Annotated in this window: 14 protein-coding genes; 10 read left to right on the top strand and 4 right to left on the bottom strand. The window is 71.1% G+C overall.

What is annotated here, in order from left to right:
* Positions 1–851, top strand: an 851-nt coding sequence (locus FPZ41_RS22955; RefSeq protein ID WP_152865432.1) for an SDR family oxidoreductase, incomplete at its 5' end; no start/stop codon positions are given.
* A gap of 138 nt (positions 852–989) precedes the next feature.
* Complete coding sequence (locus tag FPZ41_RS22950; protein ID WP_152865429.1) at positions 990–1,772, top strand: SDR family NAD(P)-dependent oxidoreductase; 783 nt, start codon at positions 990–992, stop codon at positions 1,770–1,772.
* Here FPZ41_RS22950 and FPZ41_RS22945 read toward each other — a convergent pair.
* Positions 1,748–2,836 carry a Rieske 2Fe-2S domain-containing protein gene (locus FPZ41_RS22945; protein ID WP_228022913.1) on the bottom strand — a complete coding sequence of 363 codons (1,089 nt, stop codon included), beginning with the start codon at positions 2,834–2,836 and terminating at the stop codon, positions 1,748–1,750. The two genes, FPZ41_RS22950 and FPZ41_RS22945, sit on opposite strands and share 25 nt — an antisense overlap.
* A gap of 200 nt (positions 2,837–3,036) precedes the next feature.
* Here FPZ41_RS22945 and FPZ41_RS22940 point away from each other — a divergent pair, with 200 nt between their 5' ends.
* The 7 genes from FPZ41_RS22940 to FPZ41_RS22905 all read left to right on the top strand — a co-directional run bounded on the left by FPZ41_RS22940 (position 3,037) and on the right by FPZ41_RS22905 (position 10,403).
* On the top strand, positions 3,037–3,513 hold the full coding sequence (locus FPZ41_RS22940) for a GtrA family protein (RefSeq protein ID WP_152865454.1): 477 nt from the start codon (positions 3,037–3,039) through the stop codon (positions 3,511–3,513).
* A 157-nt stretch (positions 3,514–3,670) separates the two neighbouring features.
* Positions 3,671–3,979 (top strand): hypothetical protein, encoded by a 309-nt coding sequence (locus tag FPZ41_RS22935; protein ID WP_152865427.1) that lies wholly within the window; start codon positions 3,671–3,673, stop codon positions 3,977–3,979.
* Between the two features lie 50 nt (positions 3,980–4,029).
* Positions 4,030–5,529, top strand: coding sequence for a S8 family serine peptidase (locus FPZ41_RS22930; protein ID WP_152865425.1), 1,500 nt, complete (start codon positions 4,030–4,032; stop codon positions 5,527–5,529).
* A 279-nt stretch (positions 5,530–5,808) separates the two neighbouring features.
* Positions 5,809–6,420 (top strand): Rv1733c family protein, encoded by a 612-nt coding sequence (locus FPZ41_RS22925; protein WP_152865423.1) that lies wholly within the window; start codon positions 5,809–5,811, stop codon positions 6,418–6,420.
* 235 nt (positions 6,421–6,655) lie between these two features.
* Complete coding sequence (locus tag FPZ41_RS22920) at positions 6,656–7,108, top strand: hypothetical protein (protein WP_152865421.1); 453 nt, start codon at positions 6,656–6,658, stop codon at positions 7,106–7,108.
* An 863-nt stretch (positions 7,109–7,971) separates the two neighbouring features.
* Positions 7,972–9,114 carry a PLP-dependent cysteine synthase family protein gene (locus FPZ41_RS22910; protein WP_194236186.1) on the top strand — a complete coding sequence of 381 codons (1,143 nt, stop codon included), beginning with the start codon at positions 7,972–7,974 and terminating at the stop codon, positions 9,112–9,114.
* Positions 9,111–10,403, top strand: a complete 1,293-nt coding sequence (locus FPZ41_RS22905; RefSeq protein ID WP_322620595.1) for an MDR family MFS transporter — start codon at positions 9,111–9,113, stop codon at positions 10,401–10,403. The genes FPZ41_RS22910 and FPZ41_RS22905 overlap by 4 nt, the downstream gene beginning before the upstream one ends.
* A 77-nt stretch (positions 10,404–10,480) precedes the next feature.
* Here FPZ41_RS22905 and FPZ41_RS22900 read toward each other — a convergent pair whose 3' ends face one another.
* The 3 genes from FPZ41_RS22900 to FPZ41_RS22890 all read right to left on the bottom strand — a co-directional run bounded on the left by FPZ41_RS22900 (position 10,481) and on the right by FPZ41_RS22890 (position 13,302).
* Positions 10,481–11,230, bottom strand: coding sequence for a TIGR03943 family putative permease subunit (locus tag FPZ41_RS22900; protein WP_322620594.1), 750 nt, complete (start codon positions 11,228–11,230; stop codon positions 10,481–10,483).
* The gene (locus tag FPZ41_RS22895) at positions 11,227–12,237 is read right to left on the bottom strand and encodes a permease (protein WP_322620593.1); all 1,011 of its coding nucleotides are present in this window, start codon (positions 12,235–12,237) and stop codon (positions 11,227–11,229) included. The genes FPZ41_RS22900 and FPZ41_RS22895 overlap by 4 nt, the downstream gene beginning before the upstream one ends.
* A gap of 285 nt (positions 12,238–12,522) precedes the next feature.
* The gene (locus FPZ41_RS22890) at positions 12,523–13,302 is read right to left on the bottom strand and encodes a DUF3050 domain-containing protein (RefSeq protein ID WP_194236184.1); all 780 of its coding nucleotides are present in this window, start codon (positions 13,300–13,302) and stop codon (positions 12,523–12,525) included.
* 183 nt (positions 13,303–13,485) lie between these two features.
* Between FPZ41_RS22890 and FPZ41_RS22885 the strand changes: the two genes are divergently transcribed.
* Positions 13,486–14,100, top strand: coding sequence for an antibiotic biosynthesis monooxygenase (locus FPZ41_RS22885; RefSeq protein ID WP_152865417.1), 615 nt, complete (start codon positions 13,486–13,488; stop codon positions 14,098–14,100).
* Positions 14,101–14,102: the final 2 nt, after the last annotated feature.

The following is a 14,102-nucleotide window of genomic DNA, read 5'->3' as shown; positions in this document are numbered from 1 at the left end:
GGATCGCCGTGGAACTGGGGGCCGCCGGGGCCACCGTGTACGTCACCGGTCGCAGCACCCGCGCACGGCGCTCGGAGTACGACCGGCCCGAGACCATCGAGGGCACCGCCGACCTCGTCACCGCGGCGGGCGGGCACGGGATCGCAGTACCCACCGACCACCTGGACCCGGACCGCGTCCGTGCGCTCGTGGACCGTATCGACGACGAGCAGGGGCGCCTGGACGTCCTCGTCAACGACATCTGGGGCGGCGAACTGCTCTTCGCGTGGGACACCCCGGTCTGGGAGCACGACCTCGACAAGGGCCTGCGGCTGCTGCGGCTCGCCGTCGAGACGCACGCGATCACCCTCCACCATGCCCTGCCCCTGTTGCTGCGCAGGCCCGGCGGCCTGGTGGTGGAGATGACCGACGGCACCGCGGAGTACAACCGCGACACCTACCGCAACTCGTTCTTCTACGACCTCGCCAAGTCGTCCGTCCTGCGCATGGGCTTCTCCCTGGGGCACGAACTCGGCCCGCGCGGCGCCACCGCCGTGGCCCTCACCCCCGGCTGGCTCCGCTCGGAGATGATGCTGGAGACCTTCGGCGTCACCGAGGACACCTGGCGGGACGCCCTGGAGCAGGTCCCCCACTTCTGCATCTCCGAGACCCCGCACTATGTCGGCCGGGCCGTCACCGCCCTGGCCGCGGACCCCGACGTCGCGCGCTGGAACGGCGAGTCGCTCTCCAGCGGTGGCCTCGCCCAGGTGTACGGCTTCACCGACCTCGACGGCAGCCGCCCCGACGCCTGGCGCTACATCGTCGAGGTCCAGGACGCGAACAAGCCGGCGGACGCGACGGGGTACCGCTGACAAACGTCAGGCGGACGGCCGAGCAAGTACGTTCGGCCCATGAATCCGATGAATCGGTCCATGAATCGGTCCATGAATCCGACGCATCCGAAGAAGCATCAGACGCACCAGACGCACCAGACGTATTCGGACAGCCCGATGAAGCGCTTCGATGGGTACGGGGTCCTCATCACGGGCGCGGCCCGCGGTATCGGCGCGGCCACCGCCCGGCGGCTGGGTGAGGAGGGTGCCCGGGTTCTTGTCACCGACGTGGACCTGGACGCGGCGGAGAAGACGGCCGCGGACCTGCGTGAGCGCGGGCTGACGGCCGAGGCGTACGGGTGTGACGTGGGCGACCGGTCGTCGGTGGAGGCGGCCGTCGCGTACGCCGTGGACGCCTTCGGCTCGCTCGACGTGCTGGTCAACAGCGCGGCCTGCTGCACGCCCGACGTCCCGCTCTTCGAGGACGGGCCCGACGAGGTGTGGGCGCGCGACCTCGACCTCACCCTGACCGGCGCCTACCGCTGCTGTCGCGCGGCGCTCCCGCACCTGGTGGCCTCGGGGCGCGGCGCGATCGTCACCATCGGTTCCGTGAACGGCATCCAGGACTTCGGCAACCACGCCTACAGCGCCGCGAAGGCCGGGCTGATGTCGCTGACCCGCACCCTCGCCGGGCACGCGGCGCCGCGCGGGGTCCGCGTCAACCTGGTGGCGCCGGGCACGGTCCGCACCTCGGCGTGGGAAGGCCGCGACACCGAACTCGACGCGGTGGCCCCGGCGTACCCGCTGGGGCGGGTCGGGGAGCCGGAGGACATCGCGGCGGCGGTCGCGTTCCTCGCCTCACGGGACGCGGCCTGGATCACCGGGACCACCCTGTGCGTGGACGGCGGTCTGCTGGCGGTCAACACCGCGTTCCATCAGGCGATACGGCCACTGCCCTGACGGACCGGGTTGAGGTCGTGCGACGGGCCGGACGGACTGCCGGGCGGCACGTCGGTCGGGGCGGGGCAACCGGCCGGGTAGAACTGGGCGTACCAGCGGCGCAGCGCCTTGATTCCCTTCTCGTGCGGAAGCAGGACGGGGCGAGCCTGGTGGATCTTGTGGTCCCAGATCCGGACCTCCTCGCGCACCTCGTCCAGGGCTTCCATGCGGAAGACCAGCTTGAGCGCGGGCGCCAGGAACGGGAGACGGGACGGCTTGCGGACGTAGTACAGCATCCGCATCTCGCTCGTGCGGTCGTCGACGGGGGTGGTGAGGGCGACGGCGGTCACCGACAGGACGGGGCCGTGGGCACGGACCACCATGACGCCCGGCCCGTACATGAACGCGTCGAAGGTGTTGTCGATGTCCCGGCCGAACACGCGCCGGCGGATCCGGCCGCGGACCTCGGCGAAGGGGCCGTCCGTGCGCAGGTCCTGGACAGGCGGCTCGCTCTGACCGTGGATGAAGTGGAAGTGGGACTCGTCCACGATGTTCTCGCGCATCTCCTGGATGTGGATGCGCGCCCGGCAGGTGTCGTCGATGGGTTCGGTGAAGTCCCTGGATGCGGTCTCGGGGATGTCGGGTACCTCCCACGGCGGCTCACCCGGGCCGGTGTAGACGAACACGAGCCCGCTGTGCTCACGGACCGGGAAGCCGCCGATGGACACCTTGGGGGTCCGGACCGCGAACGGTGCCTCCACGCACCGGCCGTCCGCACCGAAGCGCCACCCGTGGAACGGGCACTCCACGGTGCCGTCCACGACCTTCCCGCCGGCTCCCAGGTGCGCGCCGTAGTGCGGGCAGTGCGCGTCCCGTACCGCGGGCCGGCCGTCCGCCCCTCGGAAGGCGATGAGGGCACGTCCGAAGTAGTGCAGGCTGACGACCCGGCCCGGCCGTAACTCGGCGCTGCGGAGCACGGCGTACCAGCCGTACGGGACGGACGGCATCGGGTACTGGTCGGCTCGCGCATCGCGAGGTAAGTCGGGCAGGTTGCCAAGGTTGTCATGGCTACGACGAAAGCGCATGTCCCGATGCTAACGACCTTGTCGAGTACCGGTCTTCGGACGCGTTCGGCTCGGAGTGCGAGGTGGTTAGCATCGGGGAGTACACCGGCCGGATCTGCTACGAGGTGAGGGGGCGCCCGCACTTCCTGGTGGAAGGCGACCAACGGGGAACAAACGGAGGGCCGCAGGCCGTGCAGCACGACGAGGAGTCTCACGCGCTGATGCGCACGGCCACACACACGGCAGATACTCCCGAAACCCGGCCCGCACCGGCCCGCCCCGCACCGACGCGGCCCATCTCGGGCCAGATCCTTGCCTTCGCCCTGGTCGGTGTGGTCAACACCGCGACCTATTACGGCCTTTACTTGCTGTTCCTCATACGCCTGCCCTATCTCGCGGCCCACCTTCTCGCCTTCGCCCTGAGCATGACGGGATCGTTTTTCCTGAACGCGCGGTTCACCTACCGCACGCGCCCGACCTGGCGGAAATTCCTGCTGTTCCCCCTGACCAATGCCACCAGCTTCCTGATCACGACGGCAGGCATGTACGTGATCGTCGGCGTCCTGCACGCCGGCAGTCGGCTCGCCCCGCTGCTCGCCTCCGGAGCGGCGATTCCGGTGACGTTCGCGGTGTCCCGGACGATCATGCTGCGCGGCGCCGAGGCCGCCGGGGCCAGTCGGGGCGGCCCGTCGAGGTGAGGGCGGCCGGGTGGCCCGTCGAGGCAACGGCCCGACCGACCTGCGCGGGTCCGGCGGCACGCCGACCTGAGGGTCACCCGTTTGGAGTAGTCGCCGTCGCGGTGCCCGTCACCCGAATGGGAGGCTCGGGTGTGGGAGACCGCGGGGAGGTCCACGCATGTGCCACTCAAGCGATGTGCCTGGTCAGGGGCCAGGTGATGAGGTCGTCGAGGCCGTTGCCGAGTTGCGGGACGACGCATCGGCCGACCTCCTGACCGGGTGGTGTGCCGAGCGCGGCATTCGCGTGCTGCCCATGGCGGCGGGGGCACTGCTCACAGCTGAGTGGCAGCGGCTGCTGGACGCGTTCGGCGCCCGGGCGTCCGACTGGTCCAGGCCGCAGACACTGCCCGTGCCGCCGGAGCTGCGCACCGTCGTGCGGAGCGTCACGGTCGTCGCGCCGCCTTCCCTGCACTCTCCCGGCCACTGATCCGTTGATCCACCGGGCGGCCGCCCGCCCGGCAGCCATCGGGAGGAAGCATGACCCTGCCACCCTTCACGCAGAACAATCAGCCGCCTCCGTCGACGGTCTTCGGCTACATATCGGCCCGTTCCCGCGAGGGAGCGCTGATGGCCGAAGCCGGTACCTTCGAGTCCGCCGTCCCCTTCCAGGCCGACCAGAGCACCCGGAACTCCGCCCGTGGGACTGCGGAGGCGGCGGGGCTGACCGTGACGGCCGAGAGCGAGATGGGCCTGACCGTCAGCGGACCGCCCCAGGCGTTCGAGGAGCTGACGGGCGGCCGGATCGAGTCCTACGACGCCCTGCAGCAGGTCGAGTCCGGCAGGGTCCGCTACGTCACCCACCTGGACATCGTCGGCGAGGGCCAGCCCGAGGACCGCGCCGTGGGCGCCGTACCGGGGGCCGACGCCATCGACGCGGTGGTCCTGGAGCAACCGCGCGCACCGCACCGCTTGTTCCCGCCCCCGCAGCCGCCCAGCGTGGCCAAGTTCCACCTGCGGCTGCCCGGAGACGTGGCCATGCTGGTCGGGGCGACCGCCGCGCACCACGACGGTCAGGTGGGCAGTGGTGTGCCGGTCGCCATGACCGACACCGGTCAGTTCGCACACCCCTACTTCACCCTGCACGGCTATGACATCCGGCCTGCCGTCGTGCTCGAACCGGGCACCAATCCGGCTGAGGATCCCGTCGGCCACGGCACCGGTGAGTCGGCGAACATCTTCGCCGTGGCGCCCGGCGCGACCTTGCGGCCCTACCGCGCCAGCAACAGCAACGGGCTGCTGACCAGCGCCGTCGCCGCCTTCGTCAGGGCCAAGAGCGACCTGCTGGCCGACAGCGACAGCCCCGGGGTGATGACCAACTCCTGGGGCGGCGACGATCCGTACCCGCCGCCCGGACCGCCGCCTGCGGCTGCCCGCGTATGGGCCCTGGAGATCCGCGACGCCGTCGAGCGGAACATCACGGTCGTCTTCTCCGCCGGCAACGGCCAGTTCAGTATCGAGGCGCAGGTGCCGGGTGTCATCGCGGCCGGTGGCGTCTTCGCCGGTCCCGGCCTCGACCTGCAGGCTTCGGACTACGCCAGCGGCTACGTCAGCCCCTGGTTCCAGAACGTCACGGTGCCCACGGTCTGCGGACTGGTCGGCAAACTGCCGCGGGCGCAGTACCTGATGCTGCCCGTTCCGCCCGGCTGTGAGATCGACATCGAGGAGAGCCAGGCGGGTGACGGCCTGGTGCCGGACCCCGGCGACGGTACCCGGCCGGACGACGGGTGGGCGCTGTTCTCCGGAACATCGGCGGCTGCCCCACAGGTCGCCGGAGCGGCAGCGGTCCTTCTGGGAGCACAGCCCCGTCTGACGCCCGGGCAGGTGGCCGAGGCCCTGGCCGCCACCGCCACCGACGTCACCGTCGGCCACGGACACCCTCGGTTCGGCAACCAGGCCGGGCCCGGTTTCGACGCGGCCACCGGGCCCGGGCTGATCAACGTCAGCGCCGCGCTCGCCTACGCTCGCCAGCACTTCTGAGGCCGTAGACACATCGGACACACATAGGGCGCACATAGAACACACATTGGACCGCGACCTTGCCGGTCCGCACGGCCGGACTGCCCGCACTGCCCGCACGGCCCCCGCGGCCTTCAACGGGCGTGCGGGCCGCTCGAATCGGCCGCTCACGGTGACCGGGCCGTCGCGGCACGGAGTCGGCGTCGGGGCTCGGAAGCGCGGTGACCGCGGGCGGCGCACACTGGAAGGCGGGTGGCGGGAAAGTGGGTCGCGGTTGGTGCTCGTAGGGGGTGTCGGCCGATGTCGCAGACGCAGGGAAAGAGAACCCTCACCCGCGCGGGACTGTGGCGATGGCGCCGCAGCCCGCTGAGACGAGGCAGCGACCTCGTGGAGGCGTGGGTGCTGCTGGTGGCCTGGGTGCTGGGCGTGGTCGGCGGTGCCCTGGTCGGGGTGACGGCTGCTGAGGCCGCGGGCCAGGCCTTCGAAGGGCAGCGGGCCGAACGCCATGCGGTTGCGGCCACGGTTGTCGAGAACGCCAGGAGCGCCGTCGACGCCAAGGGCGCGGCGTCCCGGCGCCTGGCGGACGACGACCTGGCCTGGGTCACCGTCCGCTGGAGGGCGACGGGCGGCGTGGAGCACACGGGTCGCACCCAGGCGGCGCCCGACACTCGGCCCGGGTCCCACGTCACCGTCTGGACCGACCGGCAGGGCGTCCTGACGGCGCGGCCGCCGGCACCCGCCGAGGCTCAGGTGGAGGCGGCCATGCTGGGCACGATGGCCGCGGCCTTCTCGGGCGGGGCGGTATGGGCCTGTGCGTACGGCGTACGCGAGCGGCTGGACCGGCGGCGCATGGCGCAGTGGGACGAGGAGTGGCGCCGCATGGACACCCGGTGGGGGCGGACGACGGGGTGACATCGATCGGCGCCGATCCGAGCGCCCGACCCGCGCCCGACCCGCGCCCGGTCCGCGCGCCGAACCGCGGGGTTCCGGCCGGGCCGGTCCTCGCCTGTCGTGTGTGCGCCCAGAACGACGCTGCCCAGCCACGCGCGAGTGCTCGCCGAAGCAAATCGGTCATGTGCGTGGCTTGTTGCCGCGATCTTTCCAGGCGTGGGCGGATCTGCATCCGTGGGCCGGTTAGGATCACAGCGTGGTTACGGCTTGGTTACCCCTGCGCATGGCGCGGGCCTGCTCCGGTGCGGGTCCGCTGTTGCGTCTGCTGGCTCTCGCTGCGCTGCTGCTGGGCGTCGTCCTCACGCACGGAGCGAGCCCCGACGGCGTCGCGGGACAGCTGGTGACCAGCGCGGACGCGCCTGCCGCCGGACCGGCCGAGAAGGGCCACGGCGCGACGGACGCACACGGCTCGATGCCTCCCACCGCGAAGGACGAACGCCACCGCGACCACACTCCATCGCATCCGGTCGAGCACTGCGCCGCCGGACAGGCGTACCAGGGTCCGGCCCTCGCACAGCCGTGCTTTGCAGTGTCGGTTGGCGAACCGGTCGGCCCTCGGCGGGCCACGGCACGCCGGAGCCTCAACGAGCCGGAACTCTCCGTCTCGTCGTCAGGAAGCCTCAGAGCAGCGGTCGTTCAGCAGGTCTAGAACCCGGCGAACTCCTCCTCTCCGGCTGTTCCGTCCCGCCTTCGGGGCCAGTTTCCGGGGCCGACTCCCGGGTTTGATCCCGGTTTGAGCCGAGCCCGAGCCCTGGTCCGAGCCCGCGTCCGACGGACAGCAGGACCGTTCGCCCTACACCCCCGACTCATGCCCGCTGCGTCCGCGCGCCATGGCTTCCGCCGTGGTGCCCGAGAGCGCGGGTGCCCGGAGGACCTGTTGCCGCCCCTCACCCGCATGCCCGCACGCATCACACTCGGAACCCCGACCGCATCGCGCCGGGTGTGCCGGCTGATGGCTCTCGTGCGTGGCTGCCTGCTCGCGGTGATCGGCCTGTGCGCTCTCGTGCACGGCCCGTCCGACGCGCAGGCGCCGGCGCGTGCCGCCGTGCCGACGTCCACGCCCATCGTCCCCCCAACCACCGTCACCGTGGCGGGCGATGAGGCACCCCATGGCCCCCATCGCCATCACGGCGTCGACAAATGCGCGGCGGATGGAGCCCTCCGTACGACCACCGCCGCCGCGGCCGAGCAACCACCCGCCGCCGCGGGGGCGGTGCCGCTCACCGGTGTTCTCACGACCGTGAGGCGTCGTCCGTGTCGGCTCTGTGGACGCCGACGAGCACGTACGGGACGGACAGCCCTCGTTCGCACCTCACGCTGGCGGATCTAGACCTCTCGCCCGCAGCCGACCGCACCGGCTGCCGCGCCCACCGGCCGACGGGCAGGACCGACCGACCTGCCCCCCCCGAGGCCGTGGCGCGAGATGAGCACGCGCACGCATTCATCGAGCGAGAGCGAACGGACATGCAGTCACTGACGAGCGCAAGCACGACCATGAACAACAGCACGACCATGAAGGCCGGCACGACCATCGACACGAACACCGCCGCCACTGCGACCACGACCACGAACACCCCTGTCACGCCCAGCCGTTCCGCCCTGTCGACGCTGGTCGGGGGCACCCCGTTGCTGCGCGTGTCGGAGCCTCTGGCCCCGGCCGGCCGCGGCTTCTGGGCGAAGCTGGAGGGCTTCAACCCGGGAGGCATCAAGGACCGGCCCGGTCTGTACATGGTCGAACGGGCCCGCGCCCGCGGGGACCTGCGCCCCGGTGGACGGATCATCGAGTCCACCAGCGGCACCCTCGGCCTGGGCCTCGCCCTGGCCGGACTGGTGCACGGCCACCCCGTCACCCTGGTCACCGACCCCGGTCTGGAGCCGTCCATGACCCGGCTGCTCAGTGTCTACGGCGCCCATGTCGACATCGTCGACGATCCCCACCCCACGGGCGGCTGGCAGCAGGCCAGGCGTGACCGGGTCGTCGAACTGCTGAAGGAGCACCCGGGTTCCTGGTGCCCCGACCAGTACAACAACCCCGATAACACCGCCGCGTACACCCCGCTGGCCCTCGAACTCGCCTCCGAGCTGGGGCACATCGACGTCCTCGTGTGCAGCGTGGGCACCGGCGGGCACTCCGCGGGCATCGGCCGCGTGCTGCGCCAGCTCTACCCGGAGATCACGATCGTCGGCGTCGACACCATCGGCTCGACCATCTTCGGCCAGCCCGCCCGGACCAGGGTGATGCGTGGCCTCGGCTCCAGCATCTATCCGCGCAACGTGGCGTACGACTACTTCAGCGAGGTCCACTGGGTCGCCCCGCACGAGGCGGTGTGGGCCTGCCGGAAGCTGGCGGCCTCGCACTACGCCACCGGCGGCTGGAGCGTGGGTGCCGTGGCCCTCGTGGCGGGCTGGCTGGCCCGTACCATGCCCGCCGACGCGCGGATCGCGGCGATCTTCCCCGACGGGCCGCAGCGCTACCTCGGCACGGTGTACGACGACGAGTACTGCGCCCGGCACGGGCTCCTCGATGTGCCGCCGCCCCCGGAGCCGGAGCTCATCGGCCGCGCCGACGAGAGGGAGGTCGCCCGCTGGACCCGGTGCACCGACGTCGTCGACCCGCTCGTCCTGCGCACGCCCTCGGAGGAGGAGGGCAAGTGAAGGGGACTTTCGCACAGCTGCGGTCGTACGAGCGCAGCGTCCAGCTGCTGATGGTGAACCAGTTCACCATCAACCTCGGCTTCTACATGCTGATGCCGTACCTGGCCGCCCACCTGTCCGGAACGCTCGGTCTGGCCGGCTGGCTCGTCGGACTCGTCCTGGGCGTACGGAACTTCAGCCAGCAGGGCATGTTCCTCGTCGGCGGGACACTGGCCGACCGGTTCGGCTACAAGCCGCTGATCGTCGCCGGATGCGTGCTGCGCACGGTGGGCTTCGCGACGCTCGGGCTGGTGGACTCGCTGGCCGCGCTGATCGTGGCGTCGGCCGCGACCGGTCTCGCGGGCGCGCTGTTCAACCCGGCGGTACGCGCCTATCTCGCGGCGGACGCGGGGGAGCGCAGGGTCGAGGCGTTCGCCCTGTTCAACGTCTTCTATCAGGCGGGTATCCTCCTCGGCCCCCTCGTGGGCATGGTGCTGACCGGGGTGGACTTCCGGATCACCTGTCTGGTGTCGGCCGGGATCTTCGCACTGCTGTCGGTCGTGCAGATCCGTGCCCTGCCGACCCGCAGGGCTCAGGACCGCGAGGAGCCGGCCGAGGAGGGCCGCGAGAGCGTGCTCGCCCAGTGGCGGGGCATCCTCGCCAACCGGCCGTTCCTGCTCTTCTCCGGCGCCATGATCGGCTCGTACGTCCTCACGTTCCAGGTCTATCTGTCGCTGCCGCTGGAGGTGCGCCGGCTCGGCGGCGACGGCGAGTTCGGTACGGCGGCGGTGGCGGTGCTGTTCGCGGTCTCCGGGCTGAGCACGATCCTCGGCCAGACGAGGGTGACGGCCTGGTGCAAGGCCCGGTACGAGCCGGGTCAGTCGCTGACCCGGGGGCTGGCCGTGATGGGCCTGGCGTTCGTGCCGCTGCTGGCGGCCACCGCCGTGCCCGTCCCGGAGTCCGGCGTGGGGCTGTGGCTGCTGGCCGCGGTGCCGCCCACGCTCGCCGCGCTGCTGCTGGCGGTCGGCACGATGATCGCGTACCCCTTCGAGATGGAGACGATCGTCCGGCTCTCCGGTGACCGTCTGGTCGCCACGCACTACGGGCTCTACAACACGATCTGCGGGATCGGCATCACGCTCGGGAACCTGCTGACCGGCGCTGCCCTCGATGCCGCCCGCGAGGCGGGGATGCCCGCGCTGCCCTGGATCTCGCTGTGCGCGCTGGGCGCCGCCTGCGCGGCCGCCCTGTACGGCCTGCACCGTACGGGCCGGCTGGCGACTCCGGTGCCGCAGCCCGCGGGTGTGTGATGCGGCAGCGGTGAGGAGAGGGGGCGGGTGCCGTACGGGGCACCCGCCCCTGCCAGGCACCCGCCCCGGCGCGGGCATCAGCCGTTCAAGCTCTCGTCGTACGGGTCGCGCGGAGCCTTGACCGGTCTGGCCTCGGTGGCCTTGAGGAAGGGGATGACGCCGTCGTTGACAGGGTCCTTGACCTGCTTGCCGGTGTAGGTGCCGGTGACCTCCAGCCAGGTGTCCGGCCGCAGCACGGGCGGGAGCTCCCCGGAGAGGCCGACCTTGACCGGCTGGGCGTCGGCGGCGCAGCAGTTGAGGGTCATGCGGACGAGATAGGCGGTGCCGTGCTCGTCGAGGGCGAGGAAGCCGGTGAGCTTGACGTGACGGTCCCCGAGGGAGCGTCCGTGGTCGTAGACCGCGCGTCCGGCGTAGTCGGCCAGTTCGAGGCGGAGCGGGTCGCCGGCGGGGAGCTTCGGGTAGCCCCAGGGGGCTTCCTGGAGCGCGGTGCCCGCGCGCATCGCGCTGTAGGAGCCCAGGGCGGGCGGGGCGACCAGGATGAGGGCGACAAGCGGCAGGACGAGCAGCCAGGAAACGCGCGGCTCGCGGTGGACGTGGCCACCCTCATGGCCCTCGTGCGGCTCGGGCTCGTCACCGCCGGCCGTGCGGGGGCGCCGCCGGCCGTACCAGAGCGTGGCGGCGGCCGCGGCGATCAGGACGACGCCGGCCAGGAGCAGCAGCGGCTGCAAGCCGGCCTTGACGTACCGGAGATAGAGGTCGGTGAAGCCGGCGCGCAGCACGGCCACGCCGACGAGGAACAGGATGACTGCCTGGGCCTGGCGGTTCACAGCAGCACCGCCCCCACCAGGACCGAGACCAGCACGGCCAGAACCAACGTGGCGGGGGCGAAGCGCAGTGCGAAACCGCGGCCGAACGTGCCCGCCTGCATCGCGAACAGCTTCAGGTCGATCATCGGCCCCACGACGAGGAACGCGAGCCGGGCGGTCAGCGAGAACTGCGACAGGGACGCGGCCACGAACGCGTCCGCCTCGGAGCAGATCGACAGCACCACGGCGAGGATCGCCAGGGCGAGCACCGCCATCACGGGGTTGTCGGCCGCGCTGCGCAGCCAGTGCTCCGGTACGACGGCCTTGAGCGTGGCCGCGGCCATCGCACCCACGACGAGGAAACCGCCGGCGTGCATCACGTCGTGCCGTACGGACCCCCAGAACGCGGCCCCCTTGCCGGGGCCCTCCGTCGCCGGCCGGGCCGGAGGCCGCAGCCAGTCGCTGCGGCCCAGTCGGTGCCACAGCCAGCCCATCGCGCAGGCCACCAGCAGACTGGCCACGAACCGGGCGAGGACCATCTCCGGGTCGCCGGGGAACGCGACGGCGGTGGCGGTCAGCACGATCGGGTTGATCGCCGGCGCGGACAGCAGGAACGCCAGCGCCGCCGCCGGGGTGACGCCCCGCCGCACCAGTGCCCCGGCCACCGGCACGGACGCGCACTCGCAGCCGGGCAGCACCGCCCCGGCCATTCCGGCGACCGGCACCGCGAGCGCGGGCTTCTTCGGCAGGGCGCGGGCGAAGAACGACGGCGGTACGAACACCGCGAGCGCCGCCGACAGCAGCACACCGAGCACGAGGAACGGCAGGGCCTGCACCACCACCGCCACGAACACGGTCATCCAGCTCTGCATCACCGGAGCGGCGAGCGCCCCGCGGAGCGGCCCCTGGAGGGCGACCACCAGGAGCAGCAGCATGATCAGGGCGAGGGGCGAGTTGTGTTGTCGGCTCTGCTGCTCGTCCGCGTCGTGGCGGTCGGCGCGGGGCGGCGCTGCCTTGGTGACGGTCACGGAATCGGGTACCTCCGGCGGGGCAGGGCATGGTGGGGCGGTTGCCCTCCCCTTCCAGTACGCCGGTCACGGTACAGCCGCTCAACTCGCGTTCCGCGTCGGGCAGTAGCGATTTCGTGGGGGCCGCCCGCAACCCCAGCGCGGGCGGCTCCCCACGGTCCTCGGACCGAGGCCGGTCCCACGGCCGTCGGTCCGAGGAGGCCAGTCCTCGGCCGTCACTCCGAGGAGGCCATTCCCGGGCCGTCAGCCCGAGAAGGTCATTACCGGGCCGTCAGCCCGAGGAGGTCATCCCAGGGCCTCGACGATGCCGTCCCACAGCCGGATCCGCGCCTCCAGGGCGAGCTTCGCCGTCTCCGCCGCCTCCTGCCAGCGCGTGTCGGCCTCGCCGCAGAGGTCGGCGACCATCTGCATGGCCATCGGGGTGTGTTCCTCGCCGTCGACCTCGATGTGGCGGGCGAGGTAGTCGCAGAAGAGGGGGAAGCGGTCGGTGCTCTCTTTCTTGATCACCTGGTCGAACATGTCCGGAATGAGGTCCTCCCGGGAGAAGGCGAACGCGGCGGCCCGGCAGTGCAGCGGCCGCTCGGAGATGATCTCGAAGGTGGTGCGGACGAACTCGGCGGCCGGGGCCGGGACCTGAGCGACGCGCAGCGCGGCGGGTACGTCGTGGCCCTCCTTGACCAGGTCGAGGAAGGTGTCGATGCGCGTCGTGTCCGCGTCCGCCTCCGCCATGCCCGCGCGGTACAGCTCGAAGTGGCTGGTGAAGCCGCCGTTCAGTTCGTCGCTCTCCTCGACCAGCACGATGTCGTTGATGAGCCGCCGGCTCACTTCCGACCCGAGCGGCACCCAGGGGACGTCCACGCAGGTGAGTTCCCGCTGGAGGGACTTCAAAAGCGACATGAAGTCCCACACCGCGAACACATGGTGTTCCAGGAACGTCGCCATGTCCGCACGGCTGTTCATTCGCTGGTAGATCGGGTGCGCGGTCACTTCCTTTCGGATGGGTTCGATCGCCGCGCGGGCCCGATCAATTCCCTCGTGGTTCATGTTCCAGTCGTAGCGGGACATGGCTCTCCTTTGCTTTCTTGCCGAGCCGGATGGCGATCGTGCTCCTTCCTTTCCTGGCCCGGCAACCGCTTTCGGGAATTCCGAGGAAGTTACCAGCGGTATGGTTCGGCAGATGACGTCAAGCCGGACGAAAGGATGACATAGGGTTCCGTTTCGGACAGCTGAAAATTCTTCGTTGAATCTTTGAACGTGACGTGGTTGTTATCCGTACTCGACGGGGTGAGCAGGAATCCCGTTACCGTCACCGTGGCGTATCGCGTGGTGCCGGGCCGTGAGGCCGACTTCCACTCCTGGGGGTGGGCCGTGCTGCGCGAGAGTGCGCAGCAGCAGGGTTTCCTCGGTGGTGGCGTACTGGTCGACGGAGAGGCTGACTGGCATGTGGTCTACCGCTTCGACAGCGATGGTTCGATCCGGGCCTGGGAGAACTCGGTCACCTGGGCCGAGTGGGCCGCCCGGCTGGAGGGCCTCGGACAGGAGACCGACCGGCGGACCATGAACGGCTCCAAGGCCTGGTTCGACTCCCAGGCCGTGACGCCGGCCGCACCCCGGCCACCACCGAAATGGAAACTCTGGTTCGTCAACCTGAGCGCGGTCTTCCCGCCCGTGCTCCTTTTCAATCTGACCGCACTCCCTTACCTAGAAAGTGTTAATCCTCTTTTCCGCACCCTGCTGCTGTGCCTGGCCGTGACGGCCATGGTCACCTGGATTCTCATGCCGCGGCTGCAGCGTTTCTTCAAGAAATGGCTGTACCCGCCGCTCCAGGCGCTCCGCGGACGGCACAAGCGACGGGCCGTTTAGGT

The organism is Streptomyces acidicola (genome assembly GCF_009377235.1).
GTDB lineage: Bacteria > Actinomycetota > Actinomycetes > Streptomycetales > Streptomycetaceae > Streptomyces > Streptomyces acidicola.
The sequence above is the reverse complement of the archived record's forward strand: the minus strand, read 5'-3'. Positions and strand labels throughout refer to the sequence as shown.